This window comes from Mesorhizobium sp. WSM4312, from assembly GCF_002294875.1.
Classification (GTDB): domain Bacteria; phylum Pseudomonadota; class Alphaproteobacteria; order Rhizobiales; family Rhizobiaceae; genus Mesorhizobium.
On the sequence record NZ_NSFU01000007.1, the window covers coordinates 132,252 to 148,076 of the forward strand.

At 63.5% G+C, this 15,825-nt stretch carries 18 protein-coding genes; 12 read left to right on the forward strand and 6 right to left on the reverse strand.

Annotation, left to right across the window (positions count from 1 at the left end):
- Positions 1 to 95: 95 nt before the first annotated feature.
- On the forward strand, positions 96 to 350 hold the full coding sequence (locus tag CK228_RS13195) for a DUF2171 domain-containing protein (protein WP_095788120.1): 255 nt from the start codon (positions 96 to 98) through the stop codon (positions 348 to 350).
- 9 nt (positions 351 to 359) lie between these two features.
- Here the strand turns inward: CK228_RS13195 and CK228_RS13200 are convergent, their stop codons facing one another.
- Positions 360 to 1,385 (reverse strand): P1 family peptidase, encoded by a 1,026-nt coding sequence (locus CK228_RS13200; protein ID WP_095788121.1) that lies wholly within the window; start codon positions 1,383 to 1,385, stop codon positions 360 to 362.
- On the reverse strand, positions 1,385 to 2,452 hold the full coding sequence (locus CK228_RS13205; protein WP_095788122.1) for an ABC transporter substrate-binding protein: 1,068 nt from the start codon (positions 2,450 to 2,452) through the stop codon (positions 1,385 to 1,387). The genes CK228_RS13200 and CK228_RS13205 overlap by 1 nt, the downstream gene beginning before the upstream one ends.
- 181 nt (positions 2,453 to 2,633) lie before the next feature.
- On the opposite strand from CK228_RS13205, the gene CK228_RS13210 reads away from it, so the two are divergent.
- The 7 genes from CK228_RS13210 to CK228_RS13240 are packed head-to-tail and all read left to right on the forward strand — an operon-like array spanning position 2,634 to position 8,980.
- On the forward strand, positions 2,634 to 3,161 hold the full coding sequence (locus CK228_RS13210) for a flavin reductase (RefSeq protein ID WP_095788123.1): 528 nt from the start codon (positions 2,634 to 2,636) through the stop codon (positions 3,159 to 3,161).
- Complete coding sequence (locus CK228_RS13215; RefSeq protein ID WP_095770342.1) at positions 3,158 to 4,087, forward strand: MoxR family ATPase; 930 nt, start codon at positions 3,158 to 3,160, stop codon at positions 4,085 to 4,087. The genes CK228_RS13210 and CK228_RS13215 overlap by 4 nt, the downstream gene beginning before the upstream one ends.
- A gap of 4 nt (positions 4,088 to 4,091) precedes the next feature.
- Complete coding sequence (locus tag CK228_RS13220) at positions 4,092 to 5,342, forward strand: VWA domain-containing protein (RefSeq protein WP_095788124.1); 1,251 nt, start codon at positions 4,092 to 4,094, stop codon at positions 5,340 to 5,342.
- 49 nt (positions 5,343 to 5,391) lie between these two features.
- Entirely contained in the window at positions 5,392 to 5,730 is a 339-nt protein-coding gene (locus CK228_RS13225; RefSeq protein WP_095770876.1) for an XdhC family protein, read from the forward strand.
- A gap of 6 nt (positions 5,731 to 5,736) precedes the next feature.
- On the forward strand, positions 5,737 to 6,441 hold the full coding sequence (locus CK228_RS13230) for an XdhC family protein (RefSeq protein ID WP_095788125.1): 705 nt from the start codon (positions 5,737 to 5,739) through the stop codon (positions 6,439 to 6,441).
- Positions 6,438 to 8,048, forward strand: coding sequence for a molybdopterin-binding/glycosyltransferase family 2 protein (locus CK228_RS13235; protein ID WP_095770339.1), 1,611 nt, complete (start codon positions 6,438 to 6,440; stop codon positions 8,046 to 8,048). Before CK228_RS13230 ends, CK228_RS13235 begins: the two co-directional genes overlap by 4 nt.
- Before the next feature lie 32 nt (positions 8,049 to 8,080).
- The gene (locus CK228_RS13240; RefSeq protein WP_095770338.1) at positions 8,081 to 8,980 is read left to right on the forward strand and encodes a phospholipase; all 900 of its coding nucleotides are present in this window, start codon (positions 8,081 to 8,083) and stop codon (positions 8,978 to 8,980) included.
- 21 nt (positions 8,981 to 9,001) lie between these two features.
- On the opposite strand, the gene CK228_RS13245 is transcribed toward CK228_RS13240, so the two are convergent.
- Positions 9,002 to 10,054: a DUF1176 domain-containing protein gene (locus CK228_RS13245; protein WP_095788126.1), complete on the reverse strand. Its 1,053-nt coding sequence runs from the start codon at positions 10,052 to 10,054 to the stop codon at positions 9,002 to 9,004.
- A gap of 140 nt (positions 10,055 to 10,194) precedes the next feature.
- Here CK228_RS13245 and CK228_RS13250 point away from each other — a divergent pair, with 140 nt between their 5' ends.
- Complete coding sequence (locus CK228_RS13250) at positions 10,195 to 10,701, forward strand: DUF1993 family protein (protein ID WP_095770875.1); 507 nt, start codon at positions 10,195 to 10,197, stop codon at positions 10,699 to 10,701.
- A 55-nt stretch (positions 10,702 to 10,756) separates the two neighbouring features.
- Here the strand turns inward: CK228_RS13250 and CK228_RS13255 are convergent, their stop codons facing one another.
- Positions 10,757 to 10,921, reverse strand: a complete 165-nt coding sequence (locus CK228_RS13255) for a hypothetical protein (RefSeq protein WP_080511763.1) — start codon at positions 10,919 to 10,921, stop codon at positions 10,757 to 10,759.
- Positions 10,922 to 11,233: 312 nt separating this feature from the next.
- On the opposite strand from CK228_RS13255, the gene CK228_RS13260 reads away from it, so the two are divergent.
- From CK228_RS13260 to CK228_RS13270, 3 genes are all read left to right on the forward strand, one after another.
- Positions 11,234 to 11,767: a hypothetical protein gene (locus tag CK228_RS13260; RefSeq protein WP_245438020.1), complete on the forward strand. Its 534-nt coding sequence runs from the start codon at positions 11,234 to 11,236 to the stop codon at positions 11,765 to 11,767.
- A gap of 115 nt (positions 11,768 to 11,882) precedes the next feature.
- On the forward strand, positions 11,883 to 12,950 hold the full coding sequence (locus CK228_RS13265) for an aldo/keto reductase (protein ID WP_095788127.1): 1,068 nt from the start codon (positions 11,883 to 11,885) through the stop codon (positions 12,948 to 12,950).
- 45 nt (positions 12,951 to 12,995) lie between these two features.
- A complete protein-coding gene (locus tag CK228_RS13270; protein ID WP_095770335.1) occupies positions 12,996 to 14,264 on the forward strand; it encodes a cysteine desulfurase-like protein in 1,269 nt (422 codons plus the stop codon).
- 15 nt (positions 14,265 to 14,279) lie between these two features.
- Here CK228_RS13270 and CK228_RS13275 read toward each other — a convergent pair whose 3' ends face one another.
- A complete protein-coding gene (locus tag CK228_RS13275) occupies positions 14,280 to 15,308 on the reverse strand; it encodes a histone deacetylase family protein (protein WP_095770334.1) in 1,029 nt (342 codons plus the stop codon).
- Positions 15,305 to 15,817: a GNAT family N-acetyltransferase gene (locus CK228_RS13280; RefSeq protein WP_095788128.1), complete on the reverse strand. Its 513-nt coding sequence runs from the start codon at positions 15,815 to 15,817 to the stop codon at positions 15,305 to 15,307. The genes CK228_RS13275 and CK228_RS13280 overlap by 4 nt, the downstream gene beginning before the upstream one ends.
- Positions 15,818 to 15,825 lie beyond the last annotated feature (8 nt).

A 15,825-nucleotide genomic window follows, 5' to 3' on the forward strand; every position in this document is an offset into this window, starting at 1 on the left:
AGCACGACGAAATCAAAACGTCGTGCGGGCCGAAAGCCGATGCATCCAATCGGCTCGTCAGTTGTTATTGTCGGCAGTCCCAATGGAGAACCACCATGACCGACACCAGCAAAATTCGTGAGCATATGGAAGTCGTCGGCGCCGATGGCGTGCATCTCGGCACTGTCGACAAGATCGACGGCCAGCGCATCAAGCTGACCAAGGCCGACAGCGGCGAGGGCGCTCACAGAGGTCATCACCACTACATTCCTCTGGCCCTGGTTGCAGAAGTCGATGGCAAGAAGGTGTGGCTGTCAGCGAATTCCGATGTGGCGGTGACGTTCGAGGAAGAAAAATCCGATCCGGTCTGATCGATCGATTCAGCCCAAACGCGACGACCAGACGGGAAACAGATCGTTGTCGGCTGGCGTCGCGGCAAACACGCCACGGCTGATGGCGCGCGCCATGGTGGCCCCGGCCGCGGCATAGAGGTCGATTGCCGCATCGGCCTCGAGCCGGATGCCGCTCGTTCCCGTCGCCAGTGCGAACACCAGGTCACCATCGGCGGGCGTGTGCGTCGGCCAGATGGCGCGCACGAAGCCGTCATGCGCCGACATTGCCAGGCGTTTCGCTGCGGCCTTGGTGAGAACCGCATCCGTCGCGATGACCGCGATGGTGGTGTTGCCGACGGTCTCCATCCGCGTGCCTACATGCTTGTCGCGGTATTTCAGCAAAATCTCCTTCGCATCGCCCGGCATGGGCGAGGGATAGCCGAGCCCGCCGAATTCGTCGCCGATTTCGAAGGGCGCCGCCCAGAAATGGCGGGTGCGCCCGACGGTCACCGATCCGGTCGGATTGACGGCGGCCAGCGCACCGATTGTAACGCCACTGTCCAGCAGCGTCGAAGCGGAGCCCAGGCCGCCCTTCAGCCCGGCGGTCAGCGCACCTGTGCCGGCACCGACCGTGCCGAGCTGGAAATCGGTGGCGGCGGATTGTGCTGCCTCATAGCCGAGATCGCGATATGGGGGGTAACGGCCCCATTCCTTGTCCCCACCATTGCGCAGGTCGAACAGGATCGCCGCCGGCACGATCGGCACGCGAAATCCGCCCACCTCGAAGCCGATGCCGCGCTCGCGCAACGCCGCCTGCACGCCGGACGCGGCATCGAGGCCGAAAGCCGAACCGCCCGACAGCACCACGGCGTGGATCGCCTCTATCGAATTGTGCGGTTCGAGCAGGTCCGTCTCGCGCGTGCCTGGCGCACCGCCCAGGATCTGGACACCGGCCACCGCCGGTTCGTCGCAAAGGATCGTCGTCACGCCGGATTTCAGCCGGGCGTCGGATGCATTGCCGACGCGCAGGCCGGCAACGTCGGTGATCAGATTGCGAGGACCGGTGCGGAACATCAATTGCTTTCCAAAGGCACGAAGCGCGCGCCGTCGAAGCGGAAGACGCGGTAGGGGCTCTGGCTGAGGTCGCCCTTGGCGTCGAAGCGGACGGGGCCGATCGCCGTGGTGAAATCATGCCCGCTCAGCACCTCGGTCAGCGGCTTGCCTTGGAACAAGGTCGATGCGGCCTTGGCGATCTCCACCGCCGCATAGGCCGGCAGCGTGTAGCCTTCCGGCACGATCTTTTGCGCGGAGAAGCTTTCCAGTACCTTTGCGTCGGCGACATCGGCCCATTCGGGCGGCGCGATCATCAGCGTGCCCGTCGCATAGGCCAAGTCTCCGGGCGGCGTGCGCAGATTTTCGCCGCCGGCAAAGACCATGCCGGCCTGTAGCTGTGCGGCATCGCGACCCATAATGGCGACGTCGTCGCCGTCGCCGCCGGCAAAGACATGCGTGGCGCCGGCCTTCTTCAGTCGACCGATCATTCCTATCTGGTTATCGAGTTGCGGCCGGAACGTGTCGACGAACACCGGCTTCAGCGCCGCTTGCTCGGCCGCCGCGCGAAATGTTTCGGCCATCTCGCGGCCATAGATGGTGCCGTCGTCGATAATGGCGAACAGTTCGTTCTGCCACAGACGGGTGAGGGTGGAGGCAACGGCGTTGCGCTCATCGTCGCCGCGAGGCCCCAGGCGATAGACCGGCCAGCCGGTTTTGGCGCGGCGATCGGTAAGGCTTTCGGTGCGCACGCCGACGGTGATGACCGGGATATTGGCGTCCTTGAGGATCGGCATCGCCGCCTCGATGGCTTCGGTGCATAGGAAGCCGATGACGACACTGACCCTGGCCGCGGCAAGAGCCCTGGCCGCGGCTGCACCGCCATCGGCGGTGCAGGCATCGTCCTCGGTCTTGAGTTCGACGCCGTTTGCTTGCGCCGCGAGCCCGGCACCGACCCCGATCTGCTTGCCGAGGATGGCCGACGGTCCCGACAACGGAGCAGCAACGCCGATCGTCAGCGTCTGGGCGCTGGCGGCGCCGGCCAAGAACAGCCAGGCCAGCGCGGCGGATATCGTTGCCCCGGGTCGCATCCTGCCGAAGAGTTCCTCCCAAGCCCGCGATAACAGCGCGAGCGCCAATTCTCGCCAAGACCTAAAGGCTGCCCGGCCTTGGTGCAACACGCGAATTCGGGATATGGGCCAAGCACTTCGCTTGTGGCATGTCATGTCTGGCCATATATAGCGGTAGGGGTCTGGCTATGGACAATTTCCGGTGCTGAAGAAGAATGACATTGGACCGCAGGCCTATCGCGACGCGATGAGCCATTTTGCCGGCCACGTTCACGTGGTCACCACCGACGGGCCCGCCGGCAAGCGCGGCACGACGGTAATCGCTGCCTGCTCGGTGTCGGACACGCCGCCGACCATCCTGGTCTGTCTCAACCGCGAAAACGCCAACAATGAGCTGTTCGTGAAAAACGGCCGGTTTGCCCTGAACACGCTGGCTTCGCATCAGGAACCGCTGTCGGTCGGCTTTTCCGGCATCACCGGCCTGCCGGTCGAGGAGCGTTTCGCGCTCGGCGAATGGGACGTGATCTCCACCGGCGCACCGACGCTGAAGGGGGCGCTGGCCGTTTTCGACTGCGAACTGATCGACACCAAGGACCTGGCCACGCATCGTGTGCTTTTTGGCAAGGTGACAGGCCTTCGCATGGGCGATAATTTGCGGCCGCTGATCTATCACGCCCGCGGCTACCATGTCCTGGACAGCGGAGCGACGGCGTTCACGGAGAAAGAATGACCGAACTGAAACCGCGCCCCGTACCGCGGACGATCGACGAGACGCTCGATCTCCTGACCGGCGCGGACTATGTGGCGGATCGATCGCTGGCGACTGTGCTTTTCCTGTCGTTGCGCATGAACCGGCCATTGTTCCTCGAGGGCGAGGCCGGCGTCGGCAAGACCGAGATCGCCAAGGTGTTGGCGCAGGCGCTTGGCCGCCGGCTGATCCGCCTGCAGTGCTATGAAGGGCTTGACGTTTCGTCTGCTGTCTACGAGTGGAATTACGCCGCGCAGATGATCGAGATCCGCATGGAGGAGGCGGCCGGCAAGGTCGACCGCTCCGCCATGGAGCGCAACGTCTTCTCGGAAAAATACCTGATCCGCCGACCGGTGCTCGATGCGTTGACTGGCAAGACGGGAGCGGCCCCGGTCTTCCTGATCGACGAACTTGACCGCACCGACGAAGCCTTCGAAGCGTTCCTGCTCGAAATCCTCTCCGACTACCAGGTGACGGTGCCCGAACTCGGCACCATCAAGGCGGAAGAACCGCCGATCGTCATCATCACCACCAACCGCACCCGCGAGATCCACGACGCGCTGAAGCGGCGCTGCCTGTATCACTGGGTCGATTATCCCAATGCCGAGCGCGAATTGGAGATCGTGCGCCGCAAGGTGCCGCGGGCCAACCAGCGGCTTTCGGCGGAGGTGGTCTCCTTCATCCAGAAGCTGCGCCAGATCGAATTGTTCAAGGTGCCGGGAGTCGCCGAGACCATAGACTGGGCCGGCGCGCTGACCGAACTCGACAAGGTGGCGCTCGACCCGGAAACCGTGTCCGACACGATCGGAGTGCTGTTGAAATACCAGGACGACATTGCCCGCATCGGCACGGGCGAGGGCCGGCGCATCCTCGACGAGGTCAAGGCCGAACTCGCGGCGGCGGAGTAACGCGATGAAGGCGCCGCGTTCCGACCCCAAAGAGGCGACGGCGGGCGGACGCATCGCCGACAACATCGTCTATTTCGCCCGCACCTTGCGCAAGGCTGGCATGCGGGTCGGGCCGGCCTCGGTCAAGGACGCCATCGAGGCGGTGCTGGCCGCCGGCATCGGCTCGCGCGACGATTTCTACTGGACGCTGCATGCCGTGCTGGTGTCCAGGCACGAGGATCACCCGGTCTTCGACGAGGCCTTCCGCCTGTTCTGGAAATCGCGCGAACTGATCGAGAAACTGCTGGCGATGTTTTCGCCCGTGGCGCCCGACGTCAGGGAGAAGCAGAAGCCGCGCGCGGCCGAGAACCGCGTCAGCCAGGCAATGTTCGAAGGCCATCAGAAAAACCAGCCACCGCAGGAGGTCCCTGAGATCGAGGTCGATGCCCGCTTCACCTTTTCCGGCAACGAGGTGTTGCGGGACAAGGACTTTGCCCAGATGAACGCTACCGAAATGGCGGACGCGAAGAAGGCGATCGCCGAGCTGCGGCTGCCTTTCGACATGGTGCGGACCCGGCGCTTCAAGGCGGATGCGCGTGGCCGCCGCATCGACCCGCGCGCCATGATGCGCTCGGCCGCGCGCACCGGCGGCGAATTGATCCTGCCGAAATTCCGCTCGGCCCGTGAAGTCCACCCGCCGCTGGTGGTGCTGGCCGACATTTCCGGCTCGATGAGCCAGTACACGCGCATCTTCCTGCATTTCCTGCACGCGCTGACGGAAAAACGCCGCCGCGTCCACACCTTCGTCTTCGGCACGCGGCTGACCAATCTGACCCGGCAGATGCGCCACCGCGATCCCGATGCCGCCCTTGCCGATTGTTCGGCGGCGGTCAAGGACTGGTCCGGCGGCACACGCATTGGCGACACACTGGCCGAGTTCAACCTGATATGGTCGCGGCGCGTGCTGGGACAGGGCGCGGTCGTGCTTCTGATCACCGACGGGCTGGAGCGCGACGATGTCGCCGGCCTTTCGCAGGAGATGGAGCGGCTGCATAAATCCTGCCGGCGGCTGATCTGGTTGAACCCGTTGCTGCGCTTCGACGGTTTTCAGGCACGTGCTCGCGGCGTCAAGGCGATGCTGCCGCATGTCGATGAATTCCGCTCGGTACACAATCTCGATGCGCTCGCCGACCTCTGCGCGTCGCTGGACAAGAAGTCGGCACAGTCCGTCCATCCGCGGCGATGGATGGAAGCTGGCGCGAGGCACGCCGCATAGCCATATGTTTCCCGGCCCCCTGGAAAAACAGACCCTGAGAGAAGCAACGATGAACGACAGTCATTATCTCGATGAGGCCCGCGATCCGCTGATCATCGCGGAAGGTTGGATGAAGGATGGCAAGGATGTCGCCATTGCCACCGTGGTCGAGACCTGGGGTTCGGCGCCGAGGCCTGTCGGCAGCCATCTGGTCATCGACGCCGAAGGCAATTTTCACGGCTCGGTCTCGGGCGGCTGCGTCGAGGGCGCGGTGGTGACCGAGGCGATCGACGTCATCGGCTCCGGCAAGGCCAGGATGCTCGAATTCGGCGTCGCCGACGAAACCGCCTGGCAGGTCGGCCTGTCCTGCGGCGGCCGCATCAAGGTGTATGTCGAGCGGTTGGGCTGATCTCAGATGGATCCATACGCGCTGAAAGCCTTGAATGCCGAGCGCCGCGCCCGCCGTGCGGCGATCCTCGTCACCGATCTCGGTGATGGCCGCGACCGCATCGTACGTGAGGGCGATCAGGTCGCCGGGGATCTCGGAGCCGCGATCGCCAAGGCCTTTCGATCGGGCAATTCCGGTTCGGTCGAGGCCGAAGGGCGGACCTTCTTTCTCAACGCGCATCTGCCGCAGCCGCGCCTCGTGGTGATCGGCGCCGTTCATATCAGCCAGGCGCTGGCGCCGATGGCGAAAATCGCCGGCTATCCCGTCGAGATCATCGATCCGCGCACCGCTTTTGCCACGCCGGACCGCTTTCCCGATGTCGCTCTGCATGCCGAGTGGCCGGAAGATGTACTGAAACGCCAGCCGCTCGACAGCTATACCGCACTTGCCGCCGTCACCCATGACCCGAAGATCGACGATTTCGCGCTGAAGGCCGCGCTAGACGCCAATTGCTTCTATGTCGGTGCGCTTGGCAGCCGCAAGACGCACGCCAAGCGCGTCGAGCGCCTGCTGGCGCTGGGCGCAACTGCCGACCAGATCGCCCGTATCCATGCGCCGATCGGGCTCGATATTGGTGCCGCGAGCCCCGCCGAGATCGCGGTAGCCGTTCTCGCGCAGACCATCCACGCATTCCGCTCGCGCGGCCTCGATGCCAAAGGCGCGGTAGCGTGAAATTCGGTCCGATTGCGATTGAAGAGGCAGAAGGCGCGGTGCTGGCGCATGCCACCACCGCTGGTGAAAAGCGCTTTCGCAAGGCGCACAGGCTGAGCGCCGAAGATGTTTCCGTACTCAAGCGGGCTGGCGTCTCGCAGGTCGTTGCGGCGGTGCTGGCCTCGGATGATCTCGGCGAGGACGCCGCGGCGCAAAGAATTGCCGAGAGCATGAGGTTCAGCGGCATCGAGGTGAGGCCGGCGGCCACTGGCCGGGTCAATCTCCACGCCAAGGCATCCGGCATCTTCACGGTCAGCGCGGCAATGATCGACGCCATCAACGCCGTCGATCCCGCCATCACCATTGCCACGCTGGCGCAGCATGCTCCGGTCGAAAAAGGCCAGATGGTGGCGACGGTGAAGATCATCCCCTTCGCGGTTGCTTCGACCTTGGTCGACACCGTGATGAAGATCTGCGCCGGCGGCGAGATCTTTGCCGTCAACGCCTATCAGCCGGTGCGCGTCGGCGTCATCCAGACGGTCCTGCCGGGCATCAAGCCCAGCGTGCTCGACAAGACGCTGCGCGTCACCGAAGCGCGGCTGGCGCGTTCGGGCGGCAGGTTGACGGCGGAGCGCCGCACGCCGCACGAGATCGCGCCCGTGGCGGAGGCCGCCGCCTCGCTGGCGCGCGACAATGACCTGGTGGTGATCTTCGGCGCCTCGGCGATGAGCGATTTCGCCGATGTCGTTCCCGCGGCGATCGAGAGGGCCGGCGGAACCGTTGTCCGCGCCGGCATGCCGGTCGATCCCGGCAATCTGCTGGTGCTCGGTACACTCGGCGGCAAGCGAGTCATCGGCGCGCCCGGCTGCGCCCGCAGTCCCAAGGAAAACGGCTTCGACTGGGTGCTCGACCGCCTGGTTGCCGGCCTCGACGTCACCGCGAAGGATATCGCCGGCATGGGGGTCGGCGGGCTGCTGATGGAAATCCCGACGCGGCCGCAGCCGCGCGAACCGCTGCCGGCCAAGAGCCGGCTCAAGGTCGCCATAGTGCTTCTGGCGGCTGGTCGGTCAAGCCGCATGGGCGGCCCGAACAAGCTCATGGCGCTGTTCGACGGCAAGCCGCTGGTGCGCCGCACCGCGGAGCGCGCGCTCGGCTCGAAGGCTTCGGGCACGATCGTCGTCACCGGCCATCAGCGCGAGCGCGTGCGTGCGGCGCTGGCGGGGCTGGATGTGACCTTCGCCGACAATCCCGATTTCGCCGATGGCCTGTCGACCTCGCTGAAGGCCGGCATTGCCTATCTGCCCGAGGACACCGCCGGCGTGATGATCGTTCTGGGAGATATGCCTGGCGTCGTATCAGGCGATCTCGACCGGCTGATCGATGCCTTCCGCAAGGCCGGAGGCAATTCCGTGGTCCGCGCCTCGCATCAGGGCAAGCGCGGCAACCCGGTGCTCCTGCCGCGCGCGCTGTTCCCGGCCATCGCCCATCTCGAAGGCGATACCGGCGCACGCCATCTGGTCGAGGCCGAGGGGCTCGATGTCATCGATGTCGAGATCGGCGAGGGCGCGTCTGTCGATGTCGACACCCGCGAGGCGCTCGAAGGTGCAGGCGGCGTGCTGCAGGATTGACAAACCCGGGCCGAATTACGCAAGCCTGCGGTATGGCCTTTCGTTTTCTTTCCCCACTCCATGCCTTTCTGGCTGCTTTATTTGTTCTTGGCCTTGCCGGCCAGGCCGATGCCCTCGAACTGAAACCCTTCAAGGACGATCTCTTCGCCTATCCGGCGACCTTGTCGACGGGCGACGGCGGCGCTTACACCGTCATCGACTACCGCGAGATGCGCGATATCAACAAGCGCGACGAAGTGCCCGAAAAGCGCGTGCATCCGCAATACACCGACACCAGCGTGCGCCAGGTGCAGCAGGATCTGATGCTGAAGACGGACGCCGGCGATGTCAGGCACGTCGCCGTCGGCAAGACGCAAGGAGCTGCCCTCATCGTGCTCTACCTGCACGGGCAGGGCGGCAGTCGCAAGCAGGGCGTCGACGATTTCACTTTCGGCGGCAATTTCAACCGGCTCAAGAACCTGATGGCCGGCAATGGCGGGCTTTATCTCTCGCCGGATTTCCCGGATTTCGGTGACAAGGGGGCCGCACAGGTCGCGGCATTGATCGATCATTATGCCGAACAGTCCCCAGGCGCGAAAATCTTCGTCGCCTGCGGCTCGATGGGCGGCGCGCTGTGCTGGAAGCTTGCCGCGCGCAACGATACCGGCCGGCGCATCAACGGGCTGCTGCTGCTCGGATCGCTATGGGACGAGAGTTTCCTCGCAAGTCCCGCCTTCAGGCGCCATGTCCCCGTCTTCTTCGGCCAGGGCAGCCATGACGTGGTATTTCCCGTAGCGAACCAGGAAGCCTTCTTCCGCTCCATCATCGCCAGGTCGAAGGCCTATCCCTATCCGACCCGCTTCGTCCGCTTCGAGACCGGCACGCACGGCACGCCAATCCGCATGGTCGACTGGCGTGGCACGCTGAACTGGATGCTGTCGAAGGCGCCTTGATCGGCGCTGCCCCGACGTCCCTCAGGGCGCGGTGTTGTAGTCGACGACCGTCTGAGGGTTCTCCTCGCCGTCATAGGACGCATCGACGTCATACTGGACCAGGGAGAAATCGCCGTTCCGGAACAGATAGGTTCCCGAATCGGAGGCATCGCCGACGCCACGCCACTTGTCGAAGGTGGTGATCGTATGGGTTTCCGCGTCATAGTCGGAATTGACCGCCCAACCGGTCGTCTCGAAGCCGACGATGCTCATGCCCAGCAATTTGCCGTCGCTGTTGTTGTTCTCATAGCGGATGTCCATCTTGGGTTCGGCGAACTGCAATTGCTTCACGGCCGACAATTCGTCGGTCATGTAGTAGACCGAACTTTCATTGTAGGCCGCGGCCGAACAGGAGAAATGGAACAGCCGTGTTTCCTTGTCGGGATCGCCGGGCTGCGCATCCTTGTCCTTGTACTTGATCGAAAACACCTCCGGCTCATTAGCCAGGAACTGCTTGTCGCACTGGTCGCCATAGGTCGCCAGGAAGGCTTTCTTGGCCTGCTCGAGTGCCGTATCCTTCTTCGGCGGCGGCGGGCCGTCTCCGCAGCTTGGCGGCAGCGCCTCTTCGAAATCGGCGGTGGAGGGTTTCAGCGCGCCTTTTTCGATATGGATCGGATCGAAGGGCGGCGCCGCCTGGATCTGGGCATTGACCTGTCGCAGCGTGTAGCAGCCGGCAAAGACCTTTTCGCCGCCGCTCTTGTCGGTGGCACGGATGGCGACCGGGACATTGTAGAAGATGCTGCCGGCGGCACCGTCGTCCGAAATGGCACCGGTCGCGACCTCGACCTTGTCGGTGCCGTCATAACCCTTGACGAAACTGTCGAAATCCTTAGCCGGCTTTGTGTCGCCGAAGTAACCCCAGGCGCGGGCGAATTCGTGCCGGTTGATGGCGCTGTAGAGCGAGCGAATGACCGCCTCGGCGCTCGATCGGTCGTCGACATAGGGTGCTTCGGGCGCGTCATCGGCGGCCAGCGCCGCTTGGCCGGATGTGGCAAGGGAGAGAAGGGCAGTCGCTGCGAGAAGGACGCATCTCATCGGGAATCTCCGCTCGATAACGCAAATTCTACCATGGCGATTGCGGCGGCGTGGTGACGCGGAGCCGACGGCGCTTGAAGAATCGTTTGCGCAGGCGCTACCTCGCTGCGCCGGCGTTCCGACCGGACAGGAGATCTGACGTGACGATATCGATGTATGAGGCATCCGTGCCCGTGTTTTCAACCAGGCTGAAAGCACTTTCCAATGTGCTGGCTGCTGCCGAACAGAACGCGCTTGACCGCAAGATCGACCCGCAGGTGTTTTTGACGGCGCGGCTCGCACCCGACATGTTCGCTTTGACCCGGCAGGTGCAGATCGCCACCGACCACGCCAAGGGCGCGCCGTCGCGGCTGGCCGGCCGAGAGGTGCCAAAATACGAGGACAATGAAGCAAGCTTTGCCGAACTCGAGGCGCGGATCGCCAAGACGCTCGCGCTTCTGGCGACGTTCTCGCCCGCCGAGATCGACGGCTCCGACAACAAGGTGATCGAACTGAAACTCGGCGGACGCGAAACGACTTTGGCTGGCATGCAGTATCTGCTGCATGTGGCCATGCCCAATTTCTATTTCCACCTCACCACCGCTTACGACATTCTTCGCCACAATGGCGTGCCACTCGGCAAGGCGACATTCCTGGGATCGCGTTAAGGCGCAAGCATTCCGAGATGTCCCGGATCCGTCCGGGACATCTCGCGAGACGCATCTAGCGAATGGACATTTCGCGGGCGACGCGCGGAAAATCGGCGGGCTTGATGCCGATATCGGCACGGTCGGCATTGCTCATCGAATGAAGCAATGCGAGCGCCGCGCGATATCGCAGATGTTCCTGCGGGCGCGGCCGGGCAAACATTTCCGTGAAGAAACCCATGAATCAGGCTCCTGGTTGGTCCTCCACGCCAGCCAATATAGGCGAATCGTGACAATTGTGCAGTGCAGCATTTGCATGCCTGCCATGTCCGGATAAGTTTCCTAGAATTTTTTTGCGGCCCGCTGAAACTTCCGCGCCGCACGAACCGTAGGCTTCGACGCTGGCCCGTGGCCAGTTTTTCCTCGCCACTCCTGGCGAATTTCCGGACTGCATGAAAGTGCAGTCCGGCTTTTGTTTTGAGGGACCGGCCACGATCCTCGAATGGCTAAATTCATTAAGATCGGTGGTATGTATTTTTAACGAGCCGGTTCTATGGTCCGGAAACCTGACAGTCAGGCAAGGGAGGCTGACATCGCTACCAGCGCCAAGCGTGATTTCGCTTCGCTGCTCGACGACCTCTTCGTTGCCTCCGACAAGGGTGACGGTAGCGGGGGCGACGAGGCCGGCGCGCGTCCGTCGATTCCGTTCGATTATCTCTCGGTCGCCGATGAGCTCCATTCCGGCCGCATCAAGGTATCCGCCGCCGAATATCGCGAGGCCGGTGCCGACCTGGCGAGCGAATTCGCGGCCTTACTCGAACATGCCAAGCTGGCGCTGGCTGCCGAGGACCCGAAGCCCGAGGAAAAGCTGCCGCCGATCGATCCGGAATCGATCGCGGCCGAACTGGGACTGAACCAGCCCAAGAGCGCCGCCGATTTCGGCCGCATGCGCCGCAGCTTTGCCTTCACCAACCATCCCGATCGCGTCGCCCCGCATCTGCGCCAGCGCGCCATGATCCGCATGCAGGTGGCCAACATGCTGATCGACGAGGCCAAGCGCCGCGCCGTGGCCGGCGCCCACCGCTAGCTCAACATCGCTGGTTCACGCAAAAGTCGGCCTGGCGAGGCTTGGAGAGCGGCATGGCTTTGCCTATACATGCAGCCTCCCTCCCGCGCAGACTTTCCCTCCGGAGCAGAATTCCATGCACAAACGCCGTCTTGGTCGGACCGATCTTCTTGTTACCCAGATCTGCCTTGGTTCGATGACCTGGGGCCAGCAGAACACCGAGGCCGAAGGCCACGCGCAGCTGGATCTGGCTTTTTCGCGCGGCGTCAATTTCATCGACACAGCCGAGCTCTACCCGATCCCGCCAAAGGCGGAGACGCAGGGGCGGACGGAAAAGATCATCGGCAGCTGGATGAAGACCAAGGGCAACCGCGACAAGGTGATCCTTGCCTCCAAGGTCGTCGGCCGCACCGCCAACACCTGGTTTCGCGGCGACAGGCCGTCGCAATTGGTGCGCGCCGATATTTTTGACGCCATCGACAAATCCCTGGCCAAGCTCGGCACGGACTATCTCGACCTCTACCAGATCCATTGGCCGGAACGGGATATCCCCTGGGGTGCCAACCCGACGCGCATCGGCGCCGTGGCGCGGCGGGCCGATGCCGACGGCGCACCGGCCGACGAAACGCCGATCGCCGAGACGCTCGGCGTCTTCGATGAGCTGGTGAAGGCGGGAAAGATCCGCCATTTCGGCCTGTCGAACGAAAGCTCCTGGGGCCTCATGCGGTTTCTTGCCGAGTCCGACAAAGGCGTTGGCCCGCGCGTGGCGTCGATCCAGAACGCCTACAATCTCGTCAACCGCACCTTCGAGGTGAACCTTGCCGAGGCCTGCGAGCGCGAACAGGTGTCGTTGCTGCCTTATTCGCCGCTGGCGCAGGGCTATTTGACCGGCAAATACGACCATGGCGCCCGACCGCAGGGCTCGCGCTCGCAATTGTTCAATCGCGGCCAGCGTTACGAGACGCCGAATGCAGCCGAAGCGCTGCTCGAATACAATGAACTGGCGCGCTCCTTCAGCATGGAGCCGGCGTTGTTTGCCAATGCCTATGTGTCGAGCCGGCCCTTCGTCACCTCCAATATCATCGGCGCGACGACCATTCCGCAGCTCGAAATGGCGTTGTCTTCGGTGGACATCGTCTGGACCGAGGAGATGCAGAAGGCGGTGGACGCGATCCATCAGCGGGTAGGCAATCCCTGTCCCTGACCGGCGGGGATAGAATTATCATAAAATAACAAAGGGGTGGAGAGAATGGCGGATTTTTCGATCGAGGCCGTGCGCGGACAATTTCCAGCGCTTTCCCTGACCGACAAGGGCCGCCGTCGCATTTATCTCGACAATCCCGCAGGCACGCAGGTGCCGCAGGCCGTCGTCGATGCGGTGTCGCGCTGCCTGCTCACGACCAACGCCAATCTCGGCGGCTATTTCGAAACGACGATCGCGGCTCAATCCGTCGTCGACGAGGCGCATCAGGCGATGGCCGATTTCCTTGGTGCGGCGAGCCCCGAGGAAATCATCATCGGCGCCAACATGACGACGCTGACCTATCACATGTCACGCACGCTCGGCCGCACGCTGAAGCCAGGTGACGAGATCATCCTCACCCGCATGGACCATGAGGGCAATGTGTCGCCCTGGCTGCAACTGGCCGAGGATCTTGGCCTCGTGGTGCGCTGGCTGCCATTCGATGAAAAGAGCTGGCAGGTCGAAGGGGAGGCGCTGGCCGGGCTGCTGTCCGACAAGACACGGCTGGTCGCGTTGAATTATGCCTCGAACCTGACGGGTTCGATCAACCGGGTCAGGTCCCTGACTGCCATCGCTAAACGGGCCGGCGCCCTGGTCTATGTCGATGCCGTGCAGTTCGCACCGCATGGCCTGATCGACGTGCAAGAGCTCGGCTGCGATTTCCTGATCTGCTCGGCCTACAAGTTCTTCGGTCCACATATGGGCGTTTTGTGGGGACGGCGCGAAATCATCAATGACCTGAAACCCTACAAATGCCGCTGTTCGTCCAATGGCCTGCCGGAGCGGTTCGAGCTTGGCACGCCGCAGATCGAGCTGATGGCCGGCCTCACGGCGGCCGTCGACTACTTTGCCGGGTTGGGTGCGGCAGCGGGTGTGAGTGGTTCGCGCAGGCAGAAGATCGCCAGGGCCTTCGAGGTTTCGATCGCCTATGAAAACCCGTTGGCGGAGAGGCTGATCGATGGCCTGTCCGACATTCCGGGCCTGACCATCCATGGCATCACCGATCGCAAGCGGCTCGCCGATCGCGTGCCGACGGTCTCCTTCACGGTCGAGGGCATCGTGCCGGAGACGATCGTGCGGCAGATGAACGCCGAAAACATCTTCCTGTGGTCCGGCCACAACTACGCCTGGGAAATCGTCCACCAGCTCGGCATTCCGGCCGAGCAGGGGGTCGTGCGCATCGGCATCGCGCATTACAACACTGGGGCCGAAATCGAAGAGACGCTGGAGAGCGTGCACCGGGTCATCGCGATGCTCAGGCAGCAGCGCTCCTGACGCCAGGAGAAACCGTCACCGCATCCTGCCGTCGAAGCCGGTGAGGAAGGCGGTGAGATTGTCGCCGAGTGCGTCGCAGAGATAGCCGCCCTCCTGGACGATGACGCTCGGCAGGCCGAGTTTGGCAATCGCCTCGCCAATACGTGAGAAGCCGGGCGTCGTCACCGAAAGCCCGCCGAACGGATCGCCCTCGAAGGCGTCGAGGCCGAGCGCGACCACCAGCGCGTCCGGCGAAAAGGCGCCGATACGCTGGAACGCCACTTCGAGCGCCTCCAGAAACGCCGCGTCGGCCGATTTGCGCGGCAGCGGGAGGTTGAAATTATAGCCGAGGCCGGGGCCTTCGCCGCGCTCGTCGGCGTGACCCCAGAAGAACGGATAGAAGCGCACCGGGTCGGCATGCAGCGAAACGGTGAGTACGTCAGGACGGGCATAGAAGATGCCTTGCGTGCCGTTGCCGTGGTGCAGGTCGACGTCGAGAATGGCCACGCGCGCCGCCTGCTTGCGCAGCACCTGCGCAGCGACCGCCGAATTGTTGATGAAGCAGAAGCCGCCGGCGACGTCGGCAAAGGCATGGTGGCCGGGTGGACGGCACAGCGCATAGGCTGCCGGCGCGCCAGCCATCACCGTTTCCGCCGCCTCGACCGCACTCCAGGCACTCCACAGCGCGCTTTGCCAGGTTTCGCCCGAGATGGGGCAAGCGGTATCGGCCATATGATAGCCAGCCTGGCCGACGGCCGAGGCTGGATAGGAGCCGTTGCGCGCGATCGGGTGGATGTTGGGGATCACTTCCGCCGAGGCGCCCTCGATGCGCTGCCAGCGCTCGAAAATATGTTCGAGGAAGTCGAGATATTCGGGCGTGTGCACCGCCGAGACCGGGCCAAGCCCGTGATTGCGTGGCCGCTCGATCGTGCAGCCGGCAGATTTTGCGCCGGCTAACAATCTTTCGATCCGCTCGGGCTTTTCCGGATTGGGCTGCGCGGCACCGCTGGAAAGAAAGGCCTTCGGATCGTGGCGCTTCTGCTCTTCGGCGTAAAAGGCCTTCATTCCTGCTCCCCATTGACCGGCGCGTCGGCGAAGGCAAAAAAGGCTTCGCCGACGATTTTCTGCGTCTGTTCGTAACTCGACCAGGCGATACCCAGCCTTTCATAGAAGGCCTTGGCGCCTTCATTGTCGGTGTCGACCGACAGCCTGAGATAGATGCCACCTTCTTTGCGGCATTCCGCAGCGACTCGCCGCAACAGCCGCTCGCCGATCTTGCGGCCACGGAACCGGTCCTCGACATAGAGGTCCTGCACATAGACGCCGGGCCGCCCCATCCAGGTCGAAAAGATCGGAAAATGCAGGCAAAGGCCAGCGAACTCGCCGTCGACCTCGGCGATCAGCGTCGAAAAGGCGGGCTTTTCGCCAAACCCGTAGCGGCGGAGATCATCTGATGTTGAGGTGATCTCCTGATGTGCGCCGATATGGGCGCCGAGTTTGAGAAGCGCGGCGTGGATCGTTTCAGCGTCATCGATGCGACCGGGGCGGATCAGGACGTCACTGGGTTTGGTCACGGTCTTGC

Coding starts and splice junctions, on each gene's coding strand:
- CK228_RS13205 (WP_095788122.1), bottom strand. CDS start 2,452: ATGCGACCCGGGGCAACGATATCCGCCGCGCTGGCCTGGCTGTTCTTG.
- CK228_RS13195 (WP_095788120.1), top strand. CDS start 96: ATGACCGACACCAGCAAAATTCGTGAGCATATGGAAGTCGTCGGCGCC.
- CK228_RS13225 (WP_095770876.1), top strand. CDS start 5,392: ATGAACGACAGTCATTATCTCGATGAGGCCCGCGATCCGCTGATCATC.
- CK228_RS13270 (WP_095770335.1), top strand. CDS start 12,996: ATGGCGGATTTTTCGATCGAGGCCGTGCGCGGACAATTTCCAGCGCTT.
- CK228_RS13265 (WP_095788127.1), top strand. CDS start 11,883: ATGCACAAACGCCGTCTTGGTCGGACCGATCTTCTTGTTACCCAGATC.
- CK228_RS13245 (WP_095788126.1), bottom strand. CDS start 10,054: ATGAGATGCGTCCTTCTCGCAGCGACTGCCCTTCTCTCCCTTGCCACA.
- CK228_RS13230 (WP_095788125.1), top strand. CDS start 5,737: ATGGATCCATACGCGCTGAAAGCCTTGAATGCCGAGCGCCGCGCCCGC.
- CK228_RS13255 (WP_080511763.1), bottom strand. CDS start 10,921: ATGGGTTTCTTCACGGAAATGTTTGCCCGGCCGCGCCCGCAGGAACAT.
- CK228_RS13215 (WP_095770342.1), top strand. CDS start 3,158: ATGACCGAACTGAAACCGCGCCCCGTACCGCGGACGATCGACGAGACG.
- CK228_RS13260 (WP_245438020.1), top strand. CDS start 11,234: ATGGTCCGGAAACCTGACAGTCAGGCAAGGGAGGCTGACATCGCTACC.
- CK228_RS13220 (WP_095788124.1), top strand. CDS start 4,092: ATGAAGGCGCCGCGTTCCGACCCCAAAGAGGCGACGGCGGGCGGACGC.
- CK228_RS13200 (WP_095788121.1), bottom strand. CDS start 1,385: ATGTTCCGCACCGGTCCTCGCAATCTGATCACCGACGTTGCCGGCCTG.
- CK228_RS13275 (WP_095770334.1), bottom strand. CDS start 15,308: ATGAAGGCCTTTTACGCCGAAGAGCAGAAGCGCCACGATCCGAAGGCC.
- CK228_RS13240 (WP_095770338.1), top strand. CDS start 8,081: ATGGCCTTTCGTTTTCTTTCCCCACTCCATGCCTTTCTGGCTGCTTTA.